The 22,409-nt window shown below is 60.4% G+C and carries 21 protein-coding genes; 3 read left to right on the forward strand and 18 right to left on the reverse strand.

Annotation, left to right across the window (positions count from 1 at the left end):
• Positions 1 to 34: 34 nt before the first annotated feature.
• From GE107_RS19235 to GE107_RS19280, 10 genes are all read right to left on the reverse strand, one after another.
• Positions 35 to 1,636: a serine/threonine-protein kinase gene (locus GE107_RS19235; RefSeq protein WP_219641617.1), complete on the reverse strand. Its 1,602-nt coding sequence runs from the start codon at positions 1,634 to 1,636 to the stop codon at positions 35 to 37.
• 427 nt (positions 1,637 to 2,063) lie between these two features.
• On the reverse strand, positions 2,064 to 3,086 hold the full coding sequence (locus GE107_RS19240) for a 23S rRNA (cytidine(2498)-2'-O)-methyltransferase RlmM (RefSeq protein ID WP_219641618.1): 1,023 nt from the start codon (positions 3,084 to 3,086) through the stop codon (positions 2,064 to 2,066).
• A gap of 2 nt (positions 3,087 to 3,088) precedes the next feature.
• A complete protein-coding gene (locus GE107_RS19245; RefSeq protein ID WP_219641619.1) occupies positions 3,089 to 3,862 on the reverse strand; it encodes an ABC transporter ATP-binding protein in 774 nt (257 codons plus the stop codon).
• Positions 3,859 to 4,194: a thioredoxin family protein gene (locus tag GE107_RS19250; protein WP_370636458.1), complete on the reverse strand. Its 336-nt coding sequence runs from the start codon at positions 4,192 to 4,194 to the stop codon at positions 3,859 to 3,861. The genes GE107_RS19245 and GE107_RS19250 overlap by 4 nt, the downstream gene beginning before the upstream one ends.
• On the reverse strand, positions 4,187 to 4,537 hold the full coding sequence (locus GE107_RS19255) for a cyclic-phosphate processing receiver domain-containing protein (protein ID WP_219641621.1): 351 nt from the start codon (positions 4,535 to 4,537) through the stop codon (positions 4,187 to 4,189). The genes GE107_RS19250 and GE107_RS19255 overlap by 8 nt, the downstream gene beginning before the upstream one ends.
• The gene (locus GE107_RS19260) at positions 4,534 to 5,373 is read right to left on the reverse strand and encodes a deoxyribonuclease IV (protein WP_219641622.1); all 840 of its coding nucleotides are present in this window, start codon (positions 5,371 to 5,373) and stop codon (positions 4,534 to 4,536) included. Before GE107_RS19260 ends, GE107_RS19255 begins: the two co-directional genes overlap by 4 nt.
• A 3-nt stretch (positions 5,374 to 5,376) precedes the next feature.
• Positions 5,377 to 6,195 (reverse strand): Fpg/Nei family DNA glycosylase, encoded by an 819-nt coding sequence (locus GE107_RS19265; protein ID WP_219641623.1) that lies wholly within the window; start codon positions 6,193 to 6,195, stop codon positions 5,377 to 5,379.
• 32 nt (positions 6,196 to 6,227) lie between these two features.
• On the reverse strand, positions 6,228 to 7,073 hold the full coding sequence (locus tag GE107_RS19270) for an HAD-IIA family hydrolase (RefSeq protein WP_255570646.1): 846 nt from the start codon (positions 7,071 to 7,073) through the stop codon (positions 6,228 to 6,230).
• A complete protein-coding gene (locus tag GE107_RS19275) occupies positions 7,060 to 8,514 on the reverse strand; it encodes a ribonuclease H-like domain-containing protein (protein WP_219641624.1) in 1,455 nt (484 codons plus the stop codon). The genes GE107_RS19270 and GE107_RS19275 overlap by 14 nt, the downstream gene beginning before the upstream one ends.
• The gene (locus GE107_RS19280) at positions 8,511 to 10,796 is read right to left on the reverse strand and encodes a DEAD/DEAH box helicase (RefSeq protein ID WP_370636460.1); all 2,286 of its coding nucleotides are present in this window, start codon (positions 10,794 to 10,796) and stop codon (positions 8,511 to 8,513) included. Before GE107_RS19280 ends, GE107_RS19275 begins: the two co-directional genes overlap by 4 nt.
• Positions 10,797 to 11,073: 277 nt before the next feature.
• On the opposite strand from GE107_RS19280, the gene tlp reads away from it, so the two are divergent.
• Entirely contained in the window at positions 11,074 to 11,295 is a 222-nt protein-coding gene (gene tlp / locus GE107_RS19285; protein WP_219641625.1) for a small acid-soluble spore protein Tlp, read from the forward strand.
• 193 nt (positions 11,296 to 11,488) lie between these two features.
• Here the strand turns inward: tlp and metH are convergent, their stop codons facing one another.
• Complete coding sequence (metH, locus tag GE107_RS19290) at positions 11,489 to 14,929, reverse strand: methionine synthase (RefSeq protein ID WP_219641626.1); 3,441 nt, start codon at positions 14,927 to 14,929, stop codon at positions 11,489 to 11,491.
• A 224-nt stretch (positions 14,930 to 15,153) separates the two neighbouring features.
• Between metH and GE107_RS19295 the strand changes: the two genes are divergently transcribed.
• Positions 15,154 to 15,696 carry a 1,2-dihydroxy-3-keto-5-methylthiopentene dioxygenase gene (locus GE107_RS19295; RefSeq protein WP_219641627.1) on the forward strand — a complete coding sequence of 181 codons (543 nt, stop codon included), beginning with the start codon at positions 15,154 to 15,156 and terminating at the stop codon, positions 15,694 to 15,696.
• A 118-nt stretch (positions 15,697 to 15,814) separates the two neighbouring features.
• On the opposite strand, the gene GE107_RS19300 is transcribed toward GE107_RS19295, so the two are convergent.
• The 4 genes from GE107_RS19300 to GE107_RS19315 all read right to left on the reverse strand — a co-directional run bounded on the left by GE107_RS19300 (position 15,815) and on the right by GE107_RS19315 (position 18,045).
• Entirely contained in the window at positions 15,815 to 16,606 is a 792-nt protein-coding gene (locus tag GE107_RS19300; RefSeq protein WP_219641628.1) for an HAD family hydrolase, read from the reverse strand.
• A 12-nt stretch (positions 16,607 to 16,618) separates the two neighbouring features.
• Positions 16,619 to 17,137, reverse strand: a complete 519-nt coding sequence (locus tag GE107_RS19305; protein WP_219641629.1) for a hypothetical protein — start codon at positions 17,135 to 17,137, stop codon at positions 16,619 to 16,621.
• A gap of 68 nt (positions 17,138 to 17,205) precedes the next feature.
• Positions 17,206 to 17,391 (reverse strand): DUF896 domain-containing protein, encoded by a 186-nt coding sequence (locus GE107_RS19310; RefSeq protein ID WP_219641630.1) that lies wholly within the window; start codon positions 17,389 to 17,391, stop codon positions 17,206 to 17,208.
• Positions 17,392 to 17,517: 126 nt separating this feature from the next.
• A complete protein-coding gene (locus tag GE107_RS19315; RefSeq protein WP_219641631.1) occupies positions 17,518 to 18,045 on the reverse strand; it encodes a LysM peptidoglycan-binding domain-containing protein in 528 nt (175 codons plus the stop codon).
• A gap of 159 nt (positions 18,046 to 18,204) precedes the next feature.
• Between GE107_RS19315 and lexA the strand changes: the two genes are divergently transcribed.
• A complete protein-coding gene (gene lexA, locus GE107_RS19320; RefSeq protein ID WP_219641632.1) occupies positions 18,205 to 18,825 on the forward strand; it encodes a transcriptional repressor LexA in 621 nt (206 codons plus the stop codon).
• 305 nt (positions 18,826 to 19,130) lie between these two features.
• Here lexA and glnA read toward each other — a convergent pair whose 3' ends face one another.
• The 3 genes from glnA to GE107_RS19335 form a co-directional block, all read right to left on the reverse strand.
• Positions 19,131 to 20,459 (reverse strand): type I glutamate--ammonia ligase, encoded by a 1,329-nt coding sequence (gene glnA, locus GE107_RS19325; protein ID WP_219641633.1) that lies wholly within the window; start codon positions 20,457 to 20,459, stop codon positions 19,131 to 19,133.
• Positions 20,460 to 20,587: 128 nt separating this feature from the next.
• Positions 20,588 to 21,004 carry a MerR family transcriptional regulator gene (locus tag GE107_RS19330; protein WP_219641634.1) on the reverse strand — a complete coding sequence of 139 codons (417 nt, stop codon included), beginning with the start codon at positions 21,002 to 21,004 and terminating at the stop codon, positions 20,588 to 20,590.
• A gap of 118 nt (positions 21,005 to 21,122) precedes the next feature.
• Entirely contained in the window at positions 21,123 to 22,397 is a 1,275-nt protein-coding gene (locus GE107_RS19335) for a methionine gamma-lyase family protein (protein ID WP_255570648.1), read from the reverse strand.
• Positions 22,398 to 22,409 lie beyond the last annotated feature (12 nt).

A 22,409-nucleotide genomic window follows, 5' to 3' on the forward strand; every position in this document is an offset into this window, starting at 1 on the left:
TTGTAGCACGATTGGCACGGGACTGAAAAATCCTTCACTTTCCGGGGTCGGGAAGCATTGCCTCCGCCCATGCTTGAAATGCCCGGCCTCCAGCCTGCGAAGCGAGCGCTTCCCGGGGATAACCTTCTCCTTGCCAAACGGCTTGCAAAACGGATTCCGCGGACAACCACGGCAATTTCGCGACCGGTGCCGCCGGAAAACACCCCAACCACTCTCCTCGTTCCGCAAAAGGCCGATCCCGGTTGGCGATCCATCCGCACCTCGTTCCTCTACGGGCCGCGTTCTCCGACAAGTCCGCCTCCGCCGACTGCCTTCGAAGCGTCCACTTGGAGGGCAGGCAATCGGCGATCCACCACATCGAGCGCAAACCCAAGCGGACAAGCCATTCTTCCATTCCCGGCCGCTCCCAACGGCTGGATACGTCGAGCAGCACGAGCGGAACGCCGAGCTGCCGGAGCCAAGCGTCGAATCCGGCTTCCGGCAGACGAATAACGCCCGACGGATCGGCGGGGTAGTAGGAGGCGCTGCCGCTGCGCCATGCGGGAATCGCAGCCCCCTGTCCCGACGGATCGGCGAATACCGCGTGTTTGGGCATGGCACGGCGACCGTCGAGCAGCCCGAATAATTCAGGTTCGCCTCCGGGCACTTCCACCACGGCATGGTGAATGCCCTGCGAGGAGAGAAATCCGGACAAACCCAGCGTGGCGAAGGTCGCGCCCGCTGCAGGATAGGCGGAAAGAACGGCCGCGACCGTGACTCCTTGGGTACAGGGGGACGGTTGACCGGGTATCGCCCTTTCCCCTTTTACCTCCGGCAGCCAGACTTCTCCCAGCCGCCCGAGCAGCCGCTTCAGCTCGCCGGCGCTTTGGGGGCGCTTCTCCGGGTCTTCGGACAGCACCGATTCCAGCAGGTCGAGAAACCCGTTCGGCACATCGGCCTGAAGCTCCCGCCGAACGGAACCCGTCCGACGATACGCGAATCGGCCGCCGGATAGCAAGCAGTAGGCCATCGCGCCCCAGCCGTACAAGTCCGATCGCGCGTCGGTCTGCTTGCCGCGCATTTGCTCCGGGGCCGCGAACGCGGGTGTGCCGAGCCGCTCGGTGTCGGCGCCGGCTTCCGGGCGGTACGTCCGGGCAATGCCGAAATCGACGAGCACCGCGCGGTCGTGCCGGTCGATCAGAACGTTGGCCGGCTTCAAATCCCGGAACACGATCATCGGGCGCTGGCCGTGCAAGTAGCAGAGCAAATCGCACAGCTGCTCCAGGTAGCGCAGCACCCGAACGAACGGCAGCCGGTTGCCGCTGCGGGCGAACAGGTCGGCGAGGGTATCCCCCGGCACGTATTCCATGACGATGGCGGCCCAGCCGTCCGCGTCCGGCGGATAATAATCGACGATGTCCGGCAGATGGGGATGCTGCAGTTCCGACAATATCCTCGCTTCCCGGATGAACGCGTCCTTCTCCGCCGGATGCGCGGCCGTCAGCTTCAACGCCCTACGCTTGCCGTTTAACCGGATATCTTCGGCCAAATATACCCGTCCCATCCCGCCGCGGCCGATCTGGGCGACGATCCGGTATCGGTCTCCGTAGACCGCCCCCGCCTCCAAAACCGGGAGGGATCTTCTATGCTCCTCCATCCGCATGCTCTCCTTTTCGTTCGCCGATTTTATAAGTGATCCCGGAAGCCCTGCCTTTTTTTTCGCCGGCATCCGATGCCGCACGTCTGTCAACAGGCTGCGAACAGGTGTCCCCAAGTTTAAGCCTGTTTGGCGAGCTTAACTCTACCAACCGGTTCGAATCTTGATAGCTTACGCCTGTCTCGCGAGCTTAACTTCTCCAACAGCGCCGAAGCACCCGAGTTAAGCCTGTCGTGGGCTTAACTTCTCCAACAGCGGCGAAGCGCCGAATGATAAGCCTGTCCGGCGAGCTTAGCCTCGACCACCAAGCGAAAAATCCCGCGCCCGGCGGCCGATGCCCATACAGGGACACCGGCGCCGAACGCGGGATGCTTTCCCGGTCCGATACCAAAACCTATATCTACATTCCATCATCCGCCTACCGCAACTACGGCTTGCGTCTTACCCACATTGTAACTTCTTCCCGGTTATGAAACAACTGCTTCACCTTGCGGATCTCGAACCTCTCCGCGTACGCCTCCGTGAGCTCTCGCAGCGTCTGGAACGGCTTGCGGTACATCAGCTTGAGCGTAATGATGCCGGATCCGCCCGCAGACAGCGCAGGCGCCAGCGCGGTGACGAGCCGGCTCGTCCGGTGCGGGTCCCAGCTCATGTCGCAGACGAGAAGGTCGAACGTCCCCGGCGGGAACGAGAGATCCGCGGCGTTGCGCTTCAGATGCGTCAGTCTCGGGTGGCCCTTGAGCGAAGGATCCATGTCCGCCGGGTCGACGGCCGTTACTTTCAGCCCGCGCTCGAGCAACACGGAAGTCCAGCCCCCGGGGGCCGCGCCCAGATCCAGCGCGTTCGTGAACCGGTCCAGCGGCAGCTTGAACGCTCGCTCCGCTTCCAGAAGCTTAAACGCCGCCCGGGACAGAAGCCCTTCTTCCCTGCGGAACCGGACAGCGCCTCCGGGCCAATCCGACAGGTTGTCGCGCGGCTCGGAGCACCCGATGTGCAGCGTTCTGGCTGCGGCATAGACGGATACGATCCAGTCGGCATCCTGCAGCACCGGCTCGGCGCCCATCTCCCGAACAACGGCCGCCACGATGTCCCTGCCCTCCGCGGAACTGAACGGAAACGGACTATTCATCGCCTTGCGGACCTGGACGGCAACTTTCCTTCCATCCACTCTCCCGGAAAGCGTCCTGGCGTATTCGGTAAGCGCTTCGGCCGTACGGTCGCGATCCTCCGTCAGCGGAATTTCCGCTTCTAACGGAAACAGATGCCGGAGAAACACGGGCTCGTCCCGGCGGAGCTCCTTCAGCCAATCGGCGTCGTCCTCCCTGCCGGTCGAGATGCGGAACGTCTCCCCGGACAACCCGGAGACCGACAAGCGGGGATCGCGCCTGCGCAACTCTTCCATCGCGTATGCGGCGAATCCCGGATTGGCCGTTCCGATGAACGTCCCCATGGTCAAGCCTCCCTTCCGACGCGGATCCAAGGACGGCCGTCCACCCAATCCACGGCCAAGGGAAGTTCGTACGCTTCGCGGAGGAGCTCAGGCGAAAGCACTTCCCGTTTCGGTCCTTGCGCGGCCATCCGGCCATCGGCCATAAGCGCGACGTGGGTGAACAGCGGAACGATTTCCTCGATATGGTGCGTTACATAAAGCATGGACATTTCGGGAGAAACCAATCCCGCTAGCGTCTCGAGAAACTTCTCGCGCTCGAACAGATCGAGTCCCGCGCACGGCTCGTCCAGAATGAGCAGCTCGGGAGACGCCATCATCGTCCGGGCGAGCAGCACTTTCTTGCGCTCTCCCTGAGACAGCGTTCCGAACGGCTGGCCCGCGGCAGCCAGCAGTCCGGTGCGTTCCAATTCGCGCAGCGCCCGCTCCCTCACTTCCGCGGGGACCTCCTCGTATAAGCGAAGGTACGCGAACGCCCCACCCGCGACGATTTCCCAGACGGGATCCCGCAACGTGAACTTCTCGATCAGCGACGGGCTGATGTAGCCGATTTTCTTGCGGACTTCCCTCAAATCCACGGTGCCGTAGCGGTTGCCCAGCACGTCCACCGTTCCGGTCGTCGGAAACAGGTAACCTGCGATCATCTCCAGGACGGTCGTTTTGCCGCATCCGTTGCGGCCGAGCAGCGTCCAGTTCTCGCCTTTCCCGATATGCAGGTCGACGCCGCGGAGGATGTCCTTGTCCCCGCGGCGCAAAGTCAATCGTTCCAAATGGATCATGGCAGTTTGGTCCTCCCCCGTAAATCCGCCGATCGCAAACGTTCTAGCAATTCCGTGACCGACCCGAAGCGGTAGTGTTTCCGGACGCCTCCGTCCGGCCGTTTGATCAGCAGGCACGGCACGCTTTCGATCCGGAACGTCTGCGCGAGGTCCGGCATGATGTTCAAATTCGCCGCGGCCAGCGGAAGCTCCGGCATCATTGCCTGGACGACCTCCATCATCCGCCGCGCCGCCTTGCAAGTCCCGCAAAGCGGCGTATGTACGAGTACGGCGAGCGGTCCCGGCGCCGCCGTCCATTCCCTCCGCCATTCGGACGGTTCCCATTCACGCACGGCGCCCATCCTCCGCGGCGGCCGCGGCTTGCAGGACATCCGCCGGCATCGGGCCGTCGTGCACGCTCACGCCGGCGGGAGCGGCCGCCCGAAGCTCGCGGGCCATATATTCCCTGCCCAGCTTGCTGGAGGAGTGAACGTAAATTTCCTTCGGGTACTTGCCGCTTACGATGATGCCGCGCACGACTTCCGAACCGTTCGGCTGTCCGTAGCCGAGATCGTAATCCAGCGAGAGAATGCCGACCTCGCACTCGGCCAGCAGCAGCAGGCACTCTTCCGCCGTCCGCGCGGCAACGAACCCCGGAGGACAAGGACGCAAATCGTCCAAAAACACGTTGATCATGGGTCAGACTCCTCCCCCCAACGTTTCACTAAAGCCATTTGTTGCCGATGCGTGCCGTCTTCTTCGGCCGGAGTTTCCAGGATCAGAGGCACGCGCCGGATACCGGGCGCCGACAAGAGCTCGCGGAACCCTTCTTCCCCGATCCAGCCCTCCCCGATGGCGGCATGACGGTCCTTGCGCGAACCGGAAGGATAGCGGGAGTCGTTCAGATGCACAGCCTCCAGCGCGTCCCAATAGCCGAGCGATCCCGCCCGTTCCGCGAACGCCGTCCAGCCGCCGGGTTTCCACCCGCCGCTGGCGAACAGATGGCACGTATCGAGGCAGAACCCGATTTTGCCGGGGGAATCGCACAGGTTGCGGATCTGAACCAGCTCTTCCGGCGTCGTGCCGATGTCCCCGTGATCCCCCGCCAGATTTTCGAGCAGCACCTTTGCTTTTCCCGTCCACGCGGAAGTCACGGCGTTCAACCATTGAATGATATTCCGATAGCCCTGCAGCGGATCCTTGCCCTTGTAAACCCCGAAATGGACGACGACGCCGACCGAGCCGCACGCCTCCGCGATGTCCAAATCGTTCAGCGTCGACAACGCCATCTTCCGAGCCGCTTCCCCTTCCGCCGCGGGATTGACCGGATACGGGCCGTGGGCGACCGAGGTAACGCCGTTCGTCCGGCACCAGTCGGCGCAGGCTTCCGCGTCCCGACGGTCGAAGGCTTTGACGTTCAGGCTCCTCGGATTTTTGGGGAAATACTGAAACGCGTTTCCTCCCGTGGCGACGGCAACGCGGGCAGCGCCGCGATATCCGTCCCTCGTGCTGACGTGCGCTCCGATCCGCATGCGTTATCCCGACCTTTGGCAATGGGGACAGTAGAAGGCTTTGCGTCCGGAAATTTCCCCTTTCACGACCTTCGTCCCGCAGCGGACGCAAGGCTCTCCTTCGCGGTCATAGACACGGCAGCGTGGGTCGAATCCGCCCGTCAGCTTGTCGTCCGGCGTAAGCGGGCGGTCCATGTAGCCTCCGTATTCGGCGGCCTCCTCCAGCACCCTCCTCATCGAAGCGAACAGCCGGTCCGAGGCTTCCCGATCCAAAGAAGGAACGGGGGTTTCCGGATGAATTCCCGATTCGAAACAAATCTCGTCGCTGTAGCAATTGCCGATGCCGGACACGAGCTTCTGGTCCGTCAAGGCCGGCTTCAGTTTGCCCCGTCTCGCCGACAACCGGCCGTAGAACGTTTCCGGCGTCAGCCGGGGGTCGAACGGATCCGGACCCAACTCTTTGAGCTGCTCCAGCACTTGTTTGGCGCTCAAACGATGCAAGTAGCCGAGCCTCAGTCCGCCGAAATACAGGTTCTCCCCGCCAGCGAATCCGAGAATGACTTGAAACTCGCCGTCCTCTTTCGGCCCCTCGGCGCCGTAAGCAAGCCAACCGCCGAGCATAAGATGGAGCAGCAGGCGATTGCCGTCGTCGAGGTGGAGGATCAGCTGCTTGCCCTTCCGCTCCACGAACAGGATTCGGCGGCCTGTCAGCGCGGCTCGGAACGTGTCTTCCGGCTCGTTAACCGACTTGGCGCGGTTCACCGCGACCCGGGTGATGATTTGGCCGCACAGCCGCTCGTTCAGCAGCTTGCGGTACGTTTCCATTTCCGGCCATTCCGGCATGACGCTCTTCCCTTCGTATGTCTTGGCTGCGATTACGGCAGCATGAATTCCAATTCGTCCAATCCGGCGCATACCGCGTCCGGGAAGACGCCGGCCGACCGGCACCGCGCCTCCCAATCCCCGGCCGAGCACAGGCCGGTCAAGGTCAGAACGGAGGGGCAACCGACCCGGACGGCAGCCGCGATATCCGTAGCGGGATTGTCGCCGACGACCCAGGCTTCCTCCGGGCGAACCCCGGCCCGCTCCAGCGCGTAATCCATCAGAATCGAGGACGGCTTGCCGATGACGACGGGTTCTATGCCGGACGCGGCCCGCAGCGCTGCACCCAGACTGCCGGCTCCCGGCCGCAAACCCCCGTCCGTCGGCAGCAGGAGGTCGGGGTTGGTCAGGATGTACGCGGCACCGTCCAGCAAATGGCGGACGGCGGCCGCCAGCTTCCCATAGTGGAATTCGCGGTCGATTCCCTGCACGACGAGGTCCGCCGGCCCGTTATCCCCTTCGCTCAGTATGCGGATGCCGGCTTCGGCTAACGCCTCCCTCAGCCCGGCTTCCCCGATCGCGAAGGCGCGGCTGCCGGGATGATGCCGCTTCGCGTAGTCCGCCGCAGCCAACGCGGAAGTGACCACCTGGCGAGGCGCGGCGGGAATGCCGAGACGAACGAGATGCTCCGCCACTTCTCCGGGCGTCCTGGAGGAATTGTTGGTCACGAACCAGCAAGGAATCCCGGCATCCGCGAGCCGAGTAATCAGACGGTCCGCGCCCGGCACGCGCTCTCCTCCCCGGTACAGCGTTCCGTCCAGGTCGAACAGGATCGCCCGGGGCGCGGGCAGCGGCTTCTTCATCGCGCAGACGCCCTTCCCCCGTTCATGCATACTCATGCGGTAATCCTCCTGCTTGTTGTTCGGTCAAATCGGGCCTTCCTCTCCCGGCGTTCAGGTCGAAGGACTCCCGGTACAGCTTACGGTTCAGCCGCTCGATTCGCTTCTCCAAGCTCGCTTTCAGCTCCCGGAACTGGGACGGGGTCCGGAGCAGCGACAAACGGCGGCGGACCAGCTCCAGCGCCGCTTCCGCGTAGCCCAACGCGGCGCCGTAGTCCTTGGCCCGGTGCTCGTAATAAATCGCGAGCTCAAGATGGGCGTCCGTTCTTGGCAGCCTCGCCTTCTCCGCCAGCTCCGCGGCCCGTTTCCAGAGGGGAACCGCCCTTTCCCATTTGCCGAGACGTTTGTACTTCGCCGCAAGCGCGAGGCGGAAGCCGGTCTCGCTTCCGGAGGCTGCCGGTGCTTCTTCTGCCAGCGAATCGTACAGCCGCCGCGCCTCCTCCGGTTGCCCGTGCCGCTCCAGCCAAGCGCCGGTGCGGAACCGCTCCTCCGCGTCCGCCGGATCGGGAGCGGCGGATCCGAGTCCTCCTCCGAGCAGATGGCCGAAATGGATCGCCAGCGCCGCCAGCGTCAGCACGTCCTTCTCATTATGGACATACACGCCTTCCAGATGCTCCGGATTGCCGTCCCGCAAATACCGCATGTAGAGCTCCGGCGCCAGCGCGCCGGAAACGTCGGGTCCGCGCGCGATGCCGAGCCTCTCCTCCTCCACGATGCCGAGCCGGCATGACGGGAGCGTGTTTTTCCATAGCGCCCGCGAAGGATGAAGGAAATCCAAATGGCCGGGCTCGGGTCCGCTGCGCCGCCAGCCGTTCAGGATAAACCGGCCCACAAGCACCGGCCAATCGAATGAACGCCCGTTGTAAGTGGCCAAATGCGTCACCCCGTCGAACTTGCCGGTCAGCCACGTCAGCATCGCCCGCTCTTCCCCGGGGTCCCGGATGAGCCCCTGCTCGACGACGAACGCTGCCTCGGTGCAGCTTCCGATGCCGATCATGAACGGCACGTTCCCCGCGCCCACGCCGAGTCCCGTCGTTTCCGTATCGAGGAACAGCAGTCCCCGGAAAGTCGGAATCGGTGCATCCGCCGTCTCCGAATCGCGGCTCCCTCGGCTTGTGCTTCTTGTCTTGCCGTTCTGCCGGCAAGCGACAGGGTGCAGCCGGGGCGCGCAAGCGATCAATTCCTCCAAGCCGTACCTGCCGTGACGGTACGGGAACGGATAGACGATTCGCCGCAACAGGAACGTGCCGGCATCATTCGTCATTTCCTCGACCCCGAGCTTGCGGAACGCCTCGTGGAGTCCCGTATTCCCCGGCGGCGCAGGCGGAACCGCGTCCGATCCGCCATGCTCTTCCCTTTCGGCCGGATCCGCCCCTCCGGCGCTCTCGGCCGCCTTCGCCGCCGCTCGCAGCCGCTCCAGCCTTTCCTTGAGGCCGCTCATGACCGAACCCCGATCCCTTCCAAGAGCGACAACGCCAAATCCTTGCCGAGCAGCCCGACTTCCTCGATCGGCCCGACGCAGGCGGGACAGCCGCTCAGGCAGCCGCAGCCCCGGATCAGGTGCCCCGCCTCCTTCAGAATCTCGTCGTGCAGCTCGTACAGCCGCTGGCTGAGCCCGATGCCGCCGGGATAACGGTCATAGAAATAGATCGTCGGCTTCTTGTTGTGGACAGCCTTCACCTGCGGAACGACGCGGATGTCCTGCGGATCGCACATCAGATGCAGCGGAGCCAGATGCACGAGCACGTTGGCCAAGCCGAGCAGCGCCATCTGCATGTCGTTCGCCGACCGTTTGGCCGTCTCCTCCTCCGAGAACGAGAACCAGTATCCGCTCGTGTGCAGCTCCTCTTCAGGCAAGTGGATGGGTCCCGAACCGATGTTCTCGTGCGTCCTCAGGCGGATTTTTTTGAAAATGGTCGGTTTGGCCGTCACCATCACCTCGCCGTATTGGCGGAGCAGCGGTCCCTCCAGCTGTTCCCGGTCGACGTGCAGCACCTTCAGTTCCGTAGCGAGGTTGGCATCCGTGAAATAGTCGACGTTCACTTCGCGGACGTAAGCCTTCTTCTCGGGGTAGTCCAGCTTCTCCACCTGGTATTGTACCCCTTCGTGCAAGTAAATCGCTTCCTCGTGGATGAGCGTGGGGGCGCCGAACCGGTCGACCTCGCCGATGACGCGGTGCCCTTCGGTCACGTCGATGATGACGAAGTTCTCCTGGGCGGCCGACCGAAGCGAGATGTTATGGGCGGGGAACCCTTGCTCCATCCAGTACCAGCGCGTGCCGACCCGGTGCAGCACCTTCTCTTCGGCGAGAAACTCGAGCAGGTCCGACAGCTTTTCTTCTCCGAACGTATCGCCTTCCTCGAACGGCAGCTCGTAAGCCGCGCATTTGACATGGTCGAGCAGAATGAGCAGGTTGTCCGGATGGATCCGCGCTTCCTCCGGCGGCCTCCCGAGGAAGTAGTCCGGGTTCTGGATCAAATACTGATCGAGCGGATTCGAGCTCGCGACGAGGAATGTCACGGAGCTCCCGTGCCGCCGTCCCGCCCGTCCCGACTGCTGCCACGTGCTGGCGATCGACCCGGGGTAGCCGTTCAGGACGCACGCTTGCAGCTGGCCGATGTCGATGCCGAGCTCGAGCGCGTTCGTGCTGACGACCCCGCGGATTTCGCCGTTGCGGAGCCCCCGCTCGATCTCCCGCCTCAGCTTGGGCAAATAGCCGCCCCGGTAGCCGCGGATCGATTTCGGACCGAGCTCCCGCTTGACCAGCTCCTGCAAATACGTCAGAAGGATTTCCACCCGGACGCGGCTGCGGGCAAACACGATCGTCTGGATGCCGTCCTTGAGCAGAGACCCGGCCAGCTTCTGCGACTCCAGCACGCTGCTGCGGCGAATGCCCAGCTGCTTGTTCACGACGGGAGGATTGTAGAACACGAGATGCTTCTCCCCGGCCGGCGCGCCGTTATCGTCGTTCAAGTCCACGGGACCCCCGACGAGGCGTTCGGCATGCTCGCGGGGGTTGCGGATCGTCGCGGACGCGCACAGGAATTGCGGGCTGCTTCCGTAAAACTTGCAAATCCGTTTCAGCCTGCGGATGACGTTCGCGACATGGCTCCCGAAAACCCCTCGATACGCATGCAGCTCGTCGATCACGATAAACCGGATATTTTCGAACAGTTTGACCCATTTCGTATGATGCGGCAGGATGGCGGAATGCAGCATGTCCGGGTTCGTCACCACGATATGGCCGGCGTTCCGGATCGCCTGGCGGACGGTCGGCGGCGTGTCCCCGTCGTATGTATGCGTCTTGATGTCCGCTTCCATCCAATTGGCGAGCTCTTGGAGCTCCGCGACCTGGTCCTGGGCCAGCGCTTTCGTCGGGAACAAATACAGCGCGCGGGCGCTATCGTCATGGAGCAGCGTCTGGAGCACCGGCAGGTTGTAGCACAGCGTTTTGCCGGAAGCCGTCGGAGTAACGGTGACGACGTTCCTCCCGGCGGCAACGCTGCGGAATGCGGCCGCTTGGTGCGTGTAAAGCTCGCCGATCCCTTTGGCGGCCAGGGCTTCCTTGAGCTTGGGATGGATTTCGTCCGGCAACGGAACGGTCCGGGACGGACGGGCCGGCTGCGTATGCCAGTACGTCACGTTCTCCATGATGTCCTGCCGGGTACGCAAAAACGCAAGCCACTCTTCCATCGACTCGGTTTTGCCCGTCAAACGGTTCACTTGCGCCGCCTCCCTTGCTGTTGTCTCGTTATCTTGATTGTACAGAATATATGTTCGCCCAGCAATGCGCGAACGCTCCCGTTTTTTGGCACCGCGGCGCAATTTATCGACCTGTCTGCACCCGGATTCGCCCGAAATCCCTTCTGGGTGACAATTCGTGTCTGTTCCTGCGCTTTCCCGGGAAAAGTTTATCCCCGTCGAATAAAGATTTGCCGGCTTTGCCATCCTATCCTCGGGTCGGCAATGAATCCCATAGAACCCTAAGGAGAGATGGAAAATGGCCAAGCCGGACGACCGTTCGGACAACGTCGAGAAGCTTCAGGAAATGATCGGGAACACGATCGACAACCTCGAGGAGTCCGAGGATTATTTGGACGAGCATGCCGATGAGATCGCGCCTCAGGAAGCCGAAGCCCTCTCCGGCAAAAACGAGAACCGCCGCCAGAGCATCCAAGGCTTCCGCAGCGAAATCAAAGACGAAGCCCGCGCCGGCGAATGAAGAACCAAGTAAAACGGCGCCGTCCTTTTTTTCGGACGGATGAGACGTTTTAGCGAGATCAATCAGAGCGAGATCAATCAGAAAGGCATAACAGATGTTTATTAATTCTGATTGATCAAGAAAGGGATGCCTCCTCCCGGAGCGCATCCCTTTCACCATCCGGAGGACGGCGACCGCCGCTAATACTTGCCGGCTACGCTTTGTCGACGTTGAAGTACTGCGCTTCCGGATGCGCGAACACCATCGCGGACACGGAAGCTTCCGGGTCCATCATGAAGCCTTCCGTCAGCTCGACTCCGATATCCTCCGGATGCATCAGCTCGAACAAAGGACCTTGCATCTCCAGGTCCGGGCAGGCCGGATAGCCGAAGGACACCCGGATCCCCTGATACCGCGCTCCGAACCGCTGCTTCATCGTCATATCGGCCGGATCGGGGAAGCCCCAATTGTCCCGCATGATCTGATGGACGCGTTCCGCGAGCCCTTCCGCCGTTTCCAGCGCCGTGGCCAGCAAAGCGTGGGAACGCAGGTAATCCCCGCTCAGCTTCCAGCTCTCCGCTTGCTCGCGCGCTCCCTGTCCAGCCGTAACGACGAGGAAGCCAACCGTGTCCATGACCCCGCTGTCCACGGACTTGAGGAAATCGGACAGGCACAGGAACGGCTCCACCTGCTGTCGGGGGAACGAGAAGCGTTGCAACACCTTGCCCGTGTCCCCGGGATCGTAAACCAGGATATCGTTGCCGTCCGATTGCGCCGGGAAGAAGCGGTACATCGCCTGCGGCTTTAGCCAGCCGTTCCGCTCGGCCTCCCGGATGATCCCGTCGATCGTTTCCTTCAATTGGACCGTGCGATCGTCCCCCGCCGCGAGAAGCTCTTCCACGTTCCCCTTCAGGCCCAGATGATGGCCCATGAGCATCTGCATGTTCACGTACGGCAAGACGTGGGCGAGCGGATAATCCCTCAGCACGTGACGCTCGTAATCCGGCGGCGTAAATACCGGCGCGTCCTGCGAAATCTTGGAGCGCCTGGCCCGCGTGAGCGCGGGCAGTACCGCCGGCTGTTCGGCTTCCTCCGTCAACAGGGCGAGCGCGGCGCGATGCTCCTCCTCCAGTCTTGCGCGATGCTCGGGATCCTGCAGCTTGTTTGCCAGGTCGAGGCCGTCCATCGCATCCTTCGCGTACAGGACGATGCCGTCGTATTCGGGCGAAATTCTCGTTTTCGTGAATTTGCGGGTCAGCGCGGCGCCTCCGACGAGAATCGGGGCGTCGATGCCGGCGGCGCGCAAATCCTGGGCCGTCACCACCATCTGCTGCGCCGATTTGACGAGCAAGCCCGACAACCCGATCGCATCCGGCTTCTCGGCCCGGTACGCTTCGATCAGCTGCTCCGGCGGTACCTTGATGCCCAGATTGATGATCCGATAACCGTTGTTGGAGAGGATGATCTCGACCAGGTTTTTGCCGATGTCATGAACGTCTCCTTTGACGGTCGCCAGCATGATGGAGCCTTTGAGCGCCGATTCCGCCTTCTCCATGTGCGGCTCCAGATGAGCGACGGCCGCTTTCATCACTTCCGCGCTTTGCAGCACTTCGGCGACGATCAGTTCGTTGTTGTTGAACAGCCGGCCGACTTCCTCCATGCCGGCCATCAAGGGACCGTTAATGATCTCGAGAGGCGCATATTTGCCGAGCGCTTCATCCAGATCCGGCACGAGGCCCTCCTTGCTGCCTTCGACGACGTAACCGGCCAACCGTTCTTCCAGCGGCAGATTGACGGCTTTCGCCTTCTTCTCAACCTTCTTCTCCCGGAACGCGGCGACGAAAGCGGCCAGCGTTTCGTCGTTCGTGTCGTAGAGCAGCTCTTCGGAGAGCCGGCGTTCTTCCTCCGGAATCGATGCGTAACGCTCCAGCTTCTCGGTGTTGACGATCGCGTAATCCAAGCCCGCCTTCGTGCATTCGTACAGGAAGACGGAGTTGAGCACTTCGCGGCCCGCTTCGGGCAAACCGAACGATATGTTGCTGATCCCGAGGATCGTCTGGCACTGCGGAAGTGCTTGCTTGATCAGGCGGATGCCCTCCACCGTTTCCTTCGCGGACCCGATGTACTGCTCATCGCCCGTTCCGACCGGGAAGACGAGCGGGTCGAAAATGATGTCTTCCGGCTTGAGGCCGTATTTGTTCACCAGCAGGTCATGCGACCGGATCGCCACCTGCAGCTTGTCTTCGCGGGAGATGGCCTGGCCCCGCTCGTCGATCGTGCCGACGACGACGGCCGCGCCGTACTTGTGCAGGATCGGCACGACCCGTTCGAACTTCTCTTCCCCGTCCTCCAGGTTGATCGAGTTGATGATCGATTTGCCCTGGATGTACTTCAGAGACAGGTCGATGACGGAAGGGTCCGTCGTATCGATCATGAGGGGCACCTTGACCTTCTTGGTCACGAACGCGAGGAACGCCTTCATGTCCGCGGTTTCGTCCCGGTCCGGATCCTGCACGCACACGTCGATGACGTGCGCGCCGTTCTTCACCTGGGCACGGGCGATTTCGGACGCTTCCTCGTACTTGCCTTCGGCGATGAGCCGCTTGAATTTCCGCGAGCCGAGCACGTTCGTACGTTCTCCCACCATGTAAGGACGGTTCGCATCCTCGATATAAACCGTCTCGATCCCGGAAACGGCCGGCGGATGCTCCCCTGCGATCGGACGAGGCGCGACGTCCTTCATCGCTTCGGCCATGGCGGCGATATGCGCGGGAGTCGTGCCGCAGCAGCCTCCGGCCACGTTGATCCAGCCCTGCTCGGCGAATCCCCTCAGCTTGCGCGCCAGCGACTCCGGCGATTCGTGGTAATGCCCGTTCTCGTCCGGAAGTCCGGCGTTCGGATAACAGCTCACGGCCGATTTCGCGATGCCGGACAGCGTCCGGATATGGTCCCGCATGAATTCCGGGCCCGTCGCGCAGTTCAGGCCGACGGAAACCGGATTCAGATGCTCGAGCGAAATATAAAACGACTCGATGTTCTGGCCGGCAAGCGTCGTGCCCATCGGTTCGATCGTGCCGCTGATCATGATCGGAAGCTCGACGCCCGTTTCCGCGAATGCCTTGCGGACCGCGATGCTGGCCGCCTTGACGTTCAGCGTGTCCTGGCTCGTCTCGATCAGGATGCAGTCGACCCCGCCTTCGATGAGGGCAACCGTCTGTTCGTGATAACTCTCGATCAGTTCGTCGAACGTAACGCCTCCCGTAACCGATAACGTCTTGGTCGTCGGTCCGAGCGCTCCCGCCGCATATCGCGGCTTGTCCGGAGTCGAATATTTATCGCAGGCTTCCCTCGCCAGTCGGGCCGCCTCCAAATTGATCTCTCTCGCTTTTTCCGGAATGTCGTATTCGGCCAGCACGACGCCGGTCGCGCCGAACGTATTCGTTTCGATGATATCGGCACCCGCGGCCAAATAAGCCTCATGAATGCCCGCGATGACATCCGGACGGGTCAGCACGAGCATTTCGTTGCAGCCTTCGAGGGCATCTCCGCCGAAATCCTCGGCCGTCAGATCCGCTTGTTGGATCATGGTGCCCATGGCACCGTCCAAAATCAGAATTCTATGGAGCAGCTGTTCCTGCAATGCGGGTTTGCGCATGTCCGCGATCTTCCTTTCCGTGTCCGAGCCGTGCGAGCCTTACTCTGTTGACTTCGTATTAGTGTATCAGAATCGAAAATGGTTGAAAAGAATGAAACGAGCACAATTCCAAGTGAAAGCGTAGGGATTATATCGACAACCTCGCTCATTTCCATTATAATCATAATACGAATCGTTACCGAAACGGCTATTTGGCCGATATCAGGAAGAAAGCAGGGATCGCGATGGCAGAAGTCCGCATTCGCAACACGGATGAACGAATCTCGGGCGAAGAGCAAGTGAAGGCATTTCTGGAAAGCCAAGAAGTGCTGTACGAACATTGGGACATGAACAAGCTTCCCGAGCGGCTTCGGGAGAAGTTCGTCCTGACCGACGAGGAGAAAGCGGAAATCCTCTCGACTTTCGACCCCGAAATCCGGGATCTCGCGGCGCGCCGCGGCTACCAGATTTGGGACATCATCACGTTGTCGGAATCCACCCCGAACCTTGAGGAACTGCTCAAAAAATTCGAAGCCGTGCACACGCATACGGAAGACGAAATCCGCGCGATTACGGCGGGACGCGGCATTTTCATCATCAAAGGCCAGGACGACGTCGGCTACTTCGACGTGGAACTGACCGCTGGCGACGTGATCTCCGTGCCGGAGAACAAACCGCATTTCTTCACGTTGATGGACAACCGCCAAATCGTCGCCGTCCGCCTCTTCATCGAGAAAGACGGCTGGATCGCGACGCCGTACGACGATCCGTCGTTTGTCAAAGCATAAACATTTAACGGCCTTAAATGAATGATAGGAGCAGTCCGACGGGACTGCTCCTGTTTTGTTGTTCTGCAAGCGGGTCGTTCGAGGATGATCTTGCCTTTTCCGCCCGCTTTATTCGTATTTAGGATTCAAGAATGCGGAACAACGCTTCGAGATCCGCCGCCTCGTACGTCGGCACGATGGTGTCGTCCCGGGTTGCGCCATGGCGATTCAGCCATAGGTTCTTCATGCCCGCCCGATTCGATCCGAGGATGTCCGTCGTCAGCTTGTCCCCCACCATGATGCCTTCGTGGGGTTCGATGCCGAGCAAGACCATCGCGTGCCGGAAAATCGACGGAGCCGGCTTGCCTTCCCCGAAGCTTCCGGAAATGACGATATGATCGAAATAAGGTGCCAGCTCCGGCACGCCGTCGAGCTTCTCCTGCTGCAGGTCGGGCGCGCCGTTCGTCAGGAGCAGGAGCTTGTACTTCCCCTTCAGCTTGTCCAGCACGCGGAACGTCTCCTCGTATACGAACGGGCGCTTCCTCCGCTCGGAAGCGAACATTTCGCCCAGCCGGTGCCCCAGCTCGGGGTTGTCCACGCCGAGCGAGCTTAATCCCCTCGTCCACGATTCCGTCCGGTATCCCGGAGCGAGCTTCTCCAGCTTGCGGAACTCCTCCTGGTGTCCGCCCGTAAAATGCGCCCACAACCCCTCGAACGGATTGATGCCGATCATTTGCGTAAACGGAAAGGTCTCGTAAGACTGATAAAGAGCGCGGGCTTCGCGCCGAACGGCCTCCTCCAATTGCTCGGGCCGAATGGACGGTACTTCTTTCGCCGCTTCCGCGCAAACGGCTTCAAACGTTTCTTTGACGCTTCTCTCATCCCAAAGCAGCGTATCATCCAAATCAAACAGAACGGCTTTGACCGACATGCCCATGGCTCCTCACTTTTCCTTGACTTCCAACTCCACGCGGTGGACGGCGGCAAACTCCTTCAGTCTGTCCCCCATCCGCCCGACCGGAAAACGATTGATGAATTTCGAGAACACCCAGTTCGATCCCTTTACGGTCTCGATGACCACATACCCCGGCGACAGCGCGATTTTTCGGATTTCCGAAGGACGAAGCGTTTTATAGCCCGAAAATTTGCGCGTTTCGAGCGTGTCCTTCGTGACGGTCAAATACGGTCGGCGCATGAAATAGAACAGCGCGAGCAGCGCGTAACAGCCGAGCGTGACCCAGAACATCGTCGTGTCCTCTTTGATGTCGGTTGCCCAAGGCGCGAACATGATCACGTAAAATGCCATTAACAAAATCAGTAAAATGGGAAAAATATAGTTGCGTCCCAAAAACTTGTCGGCGTGCGCCGCTTGCGCGGAAAGGGAAGGCCTGCCATCCTTCTTGCGCCTCTTGTCGACTTTCTTGGCGTTGCGTTGAACCATGCGTTCCCACGAGCGGGACATGACGTTCCTCCTGTTCGCGGCCATTCCCTTCCGGGAGCCGGGCTGTCTGTTTCACGGGCATTTATCCATCAATGGCGCAGCGTCGGTTTCTCGTCTGTCCATTCGATGCTGTCGAGCTGCTGGCGGAAATTTTTCTTGAAAATTTGCAGGTACTGCTGGCGCAGCTGCGCGCGTTCGGCGAGCTCCTCTTCGTTTAACCCGACCGACTTGTGCTTCCGCGACAATTCGTTGATCCTGGCGATCAATTTATCCATGGGAACCCTCCTTTCAAGCATCCCTTCTACTTTGACATTGGTCTCCCCGCTCTGTCAAGGTAAAGAGAATGCAAAAAAAGGCCGATTCGGGAACTCAATCCCGAATCCGCCCGATATCGGAACCCCTTAGGGGAGAATTTCATTCGGCACGATCAGCATCTGACCGTTCTGCAGGGCTGAATCTCGAAGATCGTTGCGTTCCATCAGCAAATAGACCGCTTGGCGGGTGTCCATCGATTCCTTCTTCAAAGAGGACGCCAACGTCCATAAGGTATCTCCGGCATCGGCATAGATTACGGTTTCCGTTCCCGTGGGTTGTTGTACGTGTTCTTCCGAAGCGAACGTTCTTACAAGGGTAAGACCGCCGAAAAGCAGGACGAACGCAAGCATGAAAAACATGAGCCTAGCCAGCAACCACCCTATGCCGGCTGCAACGCCTGAACCGGATGCTTGACGAGTATTGTTCGCATAGCGAGAACCGGATACTTGACCAGTACCGTTCGCATAGCGAGAATCGGATACTTGACCAGTACCGTTCGCATAGCGAGAATCGGATGCGTGGCGTGAAGAAGCATGTATCGAAACCTTCGCTCTCCCGCGAATTGTTGCCTTATCGGAAGAGGTATGCGAACCCAATGCCCAAGCTTGTACCATCCTGTCCACCCCAAACGTTTGTTCTGGTAAAATCGTAACACGAACACACGTTTGAGTCAACAACTTTTTGGAACGTCTGTTCGGAAGAACGAGTGTTTGTGCGAACTCGGGTTCTGTGTTATAATTTGTCATCATGTACTTGTCATAGGAGGGGCACACGTGTCCAAGATGTCCAATCGCCAGAACGCGATCCTGGAATTCATTAAGAACGAAGTACGCGAGAAAGGGTATCCCCCTTCCGTCCGGGAAATCGGAGAAGCCGTCGGACTGGCCTCCAGCTCCACCGTTCACGGTCACCTCGACCGACTGGAGAAGAAAGGCTTGATCCGCCGGGACCCGACCAAGCCTCGCGCCATCGAGATTTTGGACGACGACGGTTCTTCCTTCGGCTTTACCTCCTCCGTCCGTCAAGTCCCGCTGGTCGGCAAAGTCACCGCGGGCGTACCGATCACCGCGACCGAGAACATCGAAGAGTATTACCCGCTTCCCGTGAGCATGGTCGGGGATCAACCGGTGTTCATGCTCTCCGTCATGGGTGAAAGCATGATCGAGGCGGGCATCCACGACGGCGACTACGTGATCGTCCGTCAGCAGCAGACGGCCAACAACGGCGACATCGTCGTCGCCATGACGGAAGAGAACGAAGCGACCGTCAAAACGTTCTACAAGGAACGCGATCATATCCGGCTGCAGCCGGAGAATTCGGCCTTGGAGCCGCTCCGCTTGAAGCACGTCAGCATTCTCGGCAAGGTCATCGGGTTGATCCGCTCGTTCGTCTAATTTGTGCGGCTGGTCCCTTTCATCAATGCGAACTCCCGTTCGGCATCGCCGACGGGAGTTTTTTGTGCACCCTTTTCTTTGGGCAGACTCGTCGTTACTTCTTCCGTGGAACGGCCAATCGGCGGCACCTGACGCCTATTCCGGCGGTTTCATCCGAAAGCGTGCGGATTCGTGCCGCTGCGGCATTATTTCGGCGGATTCGCCGAACAGGGAGGGGATTAGCGCCGCTCCACTCCTCTCCCCTCGAACCGCCCCGCCAAATGGCAAAAATCCCTTGACATCGAAACGTCAAGGGATTTTCCACTCTAATAATTCGTCATGTACTGGTCGCGTTCCCACTGGTGGACTTGCGTCCGATACATGTCCCACTCGATTTCCTTCAGCTCGTAGAAGTGGCTGAGCGCGTGATCGCCGAGCGCTTCGCAAACGACATCGTCGCGCAGCATCTCCTTGAGCGCTTCGATCAGGTTGGACGGAAGGCTCGAAATGCCGGTATCGGCCAGCTCGTCTTCGCTCATCACGTAGATGTTGCGATCGACCGGAGCCGGGAGCGGCAGCTTGTTCTTGATGCCGTCGAGACCGGCTTTGAGCATGACGGCCAGCGCCAGATACGGATTTGCGGACGGGTCCGGGTTCCGCGCTTCAATGCGGGTGCTGAGACCGCGCGATGCCGGGATCCGGATCATCGGGCTGCGGTTGCTAGCGGACCAGGCGACGTAGGACGGCGCTTCGTAACCCGGCACGAGGCGTTTGTAGGAGTTGACTGTCGGATTCGTGATCGCCGCGAATCCGCGCGCATGGGCCAGAATGCCCGCCATGTAATACCGGGCGACATTGCTTAAGCCCAGCTTATCGTTCGCGTCGTAGAACGCGTTCTCGTTACCGCGGAACAACGACTGGTGGCAGTGCATGCCCGATCCGTTCACCCCGAACAGCGGCTTCGGCATGAATGTGGCATGCAGGCCGTGTTGGCGGGCGATCGTCTTGACGACGAGCTTGAACGTCTGGATTTGGTCGGCAGCTTTGATGGCCGGCGCGTATTTGAAGTCGATCTCGTGCTGGCCGGGCGCGACTTCGTGGTGGGACGCTTCGATTTCGAAGCCCATTTCTTCAAGCGTCAGTACGATGTCGCGGCGGCAGTTCTCTCCGAGGTCCGTCGGCGCCAGGTCGAAATAGCCGCCCTGGTCGTTCAATTCGGTGGTCGGGTTGCCTTTGTCGTCCGTTTGAAAGAGGAAAAATTCCGGTTCCGGCCCTACGTTCATCGCGGTGAAGCCCATCTCTTCCGCTTCCTGGAGCACGCGCTTCAGGATGCCGCGGGGATCGCCGGCGAATGGCGTACCGTCAGGCATGTAGACGTCGCAAATCAAACGGGCGATTCGGTCTTCCGTTACCCAAGGGAATACGACCCAAGTGCTGAGGTCCGGATACAGGTACATGTCGGATTCTTCGATCCGCACGTAACCTTCGATGGAAGAGCCGTCGAACATCATTTTGTTGTCGAGCGCCTTCTCCAGCTGGCTCAGCGGAATTTCGACGTTCTTGATGGTACCGAGAAGATCGGTGAACTGGAGACGGATGAAACGGACGTTCTGTTCTTTCGCGTTGCGCAAAATGTCTTCGCGTGTGAAGTTCATGACTGCCTCCTCGATTTACGACCAATCGGCCTATTTGATCGATCAGGATTCACAAGATGAACAGTTCATCACTGCCCGATCTCGATAAAAACGGCACTCTTCGCGAGAAGCGGCCTCCGAAGCCGTTTTTACTTGGTTTTGAAAAACCGGGAGAGTTCCCCTTGAATGAGCGAGACCTGCCCCGGCCGCTTGCCGGACATCAATTGTTGCTTCAGCATGCGGTGAAGCTGGGAATCGCTCATTTCGCGTCGTTTCACTTCGGATTGTTCGTTGATCACGGTCGGTTCGTCCGAACCGTTGCCCACGGGGTTCATTACCTGCTTGATTCCGGCAATGTTGACGCCCTTCTCGATAAGCGCTTTGATTTCCAACAATCTCTCCACGTCGTTGAAGGAGAAAAGCCGTTGGTTGCCCGCGGTCCGAGCGGGTTGGATCAATTCATGCTGTTCGTAATAGCGGATTTGGCGTGCCGTCAGATCCGTCAGCTTCATGACGATCCCGATCGGAAACAGCGCCATATTCCTGCGTATTTCATCGCCAGCCATGTCGTATCAAACCTTCCATCGGGACTTGTTGGATTTGCAATCACTATCATTTTAGCCTTCCAACATAAACATGTCAAGGAATGTAAGGTTATTTAACGGCCTGTTTGGGCGATTGTTGTCACTTTGGCAAGTAACCGCGTTCCGCCAGATCGAAGCAGGCTTGGCGAACGGCCAGCTTCACATGCGCGTAAGTCAATCCGCCTTGCATATAGGCGATATACGGCTCGCGGATCGGAGCATCCGCGGACAGCTCCAGGCTGCCGCCCTGGATGAACGTGCCCGCCGCCATGATGACCGGATGCTCGTAACCGGGCATATCCCACGGCTCCGGCACGACATGGGCGTCGACCGCGGCCGCTTTCTGCACGGCTTGTACGAAGGCGATCAAAGGCTCAGAGGACGGAAACCGAAACGCTTGGATCAAATCCGTTCGCTCGTCGTTCCAGCGGGGATGCGTGCGGAAGCCGAGATTTTCGAACACGGCCGAGGCGAAAATGCTCCCTTTGACCGCTTGTCCCACGAGAAGCGGCGCGAGAAACAAGCCTTGGTACAGCGACCGCGTCGTTCCCAGCATCGCGCCCACTTCCCCGCCGATGCCGGGGGCCGTCACCCGGTAAGCCGCCAGCTCGACGAGGTCCGTCCGACCGGCGATGTAGCCTCCGCTCGGCGCCAGTCCGCCGCCGGGATTCTTGATCAGGGAACCGGCGATGAGGTCGGCCCCGACTTCGGGGGGTTCCCGATCCTCCGTAAACTCCCCGTAGCAGTTGTCGACGAATACGATTCCTTCCGGCGCCAGCGACTTGATCCGGCGAACCATCTCTCCGATCTGCCCGACGGTGAACGAAGGGCGCCAATCGTATCCGCGGGAGCGCTGAATGGCGAACACTTTCGTCCGCTCCGTCACCGCGGCTGCGACGCCGTCCCAATCGACGGTTCCGCCTTCCGCCAGCGGTACCGTTTTGCAGCGAATGCCCCAATCCGACAGCGAGCCCGTCCCGTCTCCCGGTTTCCCGATGACCTTATGCAGCGTGTCGTAAGGACTCCCCGTCACGAAGAGCAGTTCATCCCCGGGCCGCAAGCAGCCGAACAGCGCGGCCGAAATCGTATGCGTTCCCGATACGAGATGAGGGCGCACGAGCGCGGCCTCCGCTCCGAACACGTCCGCGTAAACGAGATCCAGCACCTCGCGGCCCCGGTCGTTGTATCCGTAGCCCGTGGAGCCGGCGAAATGGTAATCGCTCACCTTGTATTTCTGAAACGCGCGGATCACTTTCTCCTGGTTTCTCTCCACGACGGCGTCAACGGCCCGCAGCCGGTCTTGCGCCATCTCCTCCGCCTCGCGGGACCATCGGTCCCAAAGCTTCCGCGGATCCAACCTTTCCGAATCTGCCATCCTTTACGTTAC

The sequence above is a fragment of the Cohnella sp. CFH 77786 genome, from assembly GCF_019400745.1.
Taxonomy (GTDB): Bacteria; Bacillota; Bacilli; order Paenibacillales; family Paenibacillaceae; genus Cohnella.

Bases quoted from the DNA above. Each gene is read 5' to 3' on its own strand.
- GE107_RS19235 (WP_219641617.1), bottom strand. From the start codon at position 1,636: ATGGAGGAGCATAGAAGATCCCTCCCGGTTTTGGAGGCGGGGGCGGTC.
- GE107_RS19240 (WP_219641618.1), bottom strand. From the start codon at position 3,086: ATGGGGACGTTCATCGGAACGGCCAATCCGGGATTCGCCGCATACGCG.
- GE107_RS19245 (WP_219641619.1), bottom strand. From the start codon at position 3,862: ATGATCCATTTGGAACGATTGACTTTGCGCCGCGGGGACAAGGACATC.
- GE107_RS19255 (WP_219641621.1), bottom strand. From the start codon at position 4,537: ATGATCAACGTGTTTTTGGACGATTTGCGTCCTTGTCCTCCGGGGTTC.
- GE107_RS19260 (WP_219641622.1), bottom strand. From the start codon at position 5,373: ATGCGGATCGGAGCGCACGTCAGCACGAGGGACGGATATCGCGGCGCT.
- GE107_RS19265 (WP_219641623.1), bottom strand. From the start codon at position 6,195: ATGCCGGAATGGCCGGAAATGGAAACGTACCGCAAGCTGCTGAACGAG.
- GE107_RS19270 (WP_255570646.1), bottom strand. From the start codon at position 7,073: ATGAGTATGCATGAACGGGGGAAGGGCGTCTGCGCGATGAAGAAGCCG.
- GE107_RS19275 (WP_219641624.1), bottom strand. From the start codon at position 8,514: ATGAGCGGCCTCAAGGAAAGGCTGGAGCGGCTGCGAGCGGCGGCGAAG.
- tlp (WP_219641625.1), top strand. From the start codon at position 11,074: ATGGCCAAGCCGGACGACCGTTCGGACAACGTCGAGAAGCTTCAGGAA.
- metH (WP_219641626.1), bottom strand. From the start codon at position 14,929: ATGCGCAAACCCGCATTGCAGGAACAGCTGCTCCATAGAATTCTGATT.
- GE107_RS19295 (WP_219641627.1), top strand. From the start codon at position 15,154: ATGGCAGAAGTCCGCATTCGCAACACGGATGAACGAATCTCGGGCGAA.
- GE107_RS19300 (WP_219641628.1), bottom strand. From the start codon at position 16,606: ATGTCGGTCAAAGCCGTTCTGTTTGATTTGGATGATACGCTGCTTTGG.
- GE107_RS19305 (WP_219641629.1), bottom strand. From the start codon at position 17,137: ATGTCCCGCTCGTGGGAACGCATGGTTCAACGCAACGCCAAGAAAGTC.
- GE107_RS19310 (WP_219641630.1), bottom strand. From the start codon at position 17,391: ATGGATAAATTGATCGCCAGGATCAACGAATTGTCGCGGAAGCACAAG.
- GE107_RS19315 (WP_219641631.1), bottom strand. From the start codon at position 18,045: ATGGTACAAGCTTGGGCATTGGGTTCGCATACCTCTTCCGATAAGGCA.
- glnA (WP_219641633.1), bottom strand. From the start codon at position 20,459: ATGAACTTCACACGCGAAGACATTTTGCGCAACGCGAAAGAACAGAAC.
- GE107_RS19330 (WP_219641634.1), bottom strand. From the start codon at position 21,004: ATGGCTGGCGATGAAATACGCAGGAATATGGCGCTGTTTCCGATCGGG.
- GE107_RS19335 (WP_255570648.1), bottom strand. From the start codon at position 22,397: ATGGCAGATTCGGAAAGGTTGGATCCGCGGAAGCTTTGGGACCGATGG.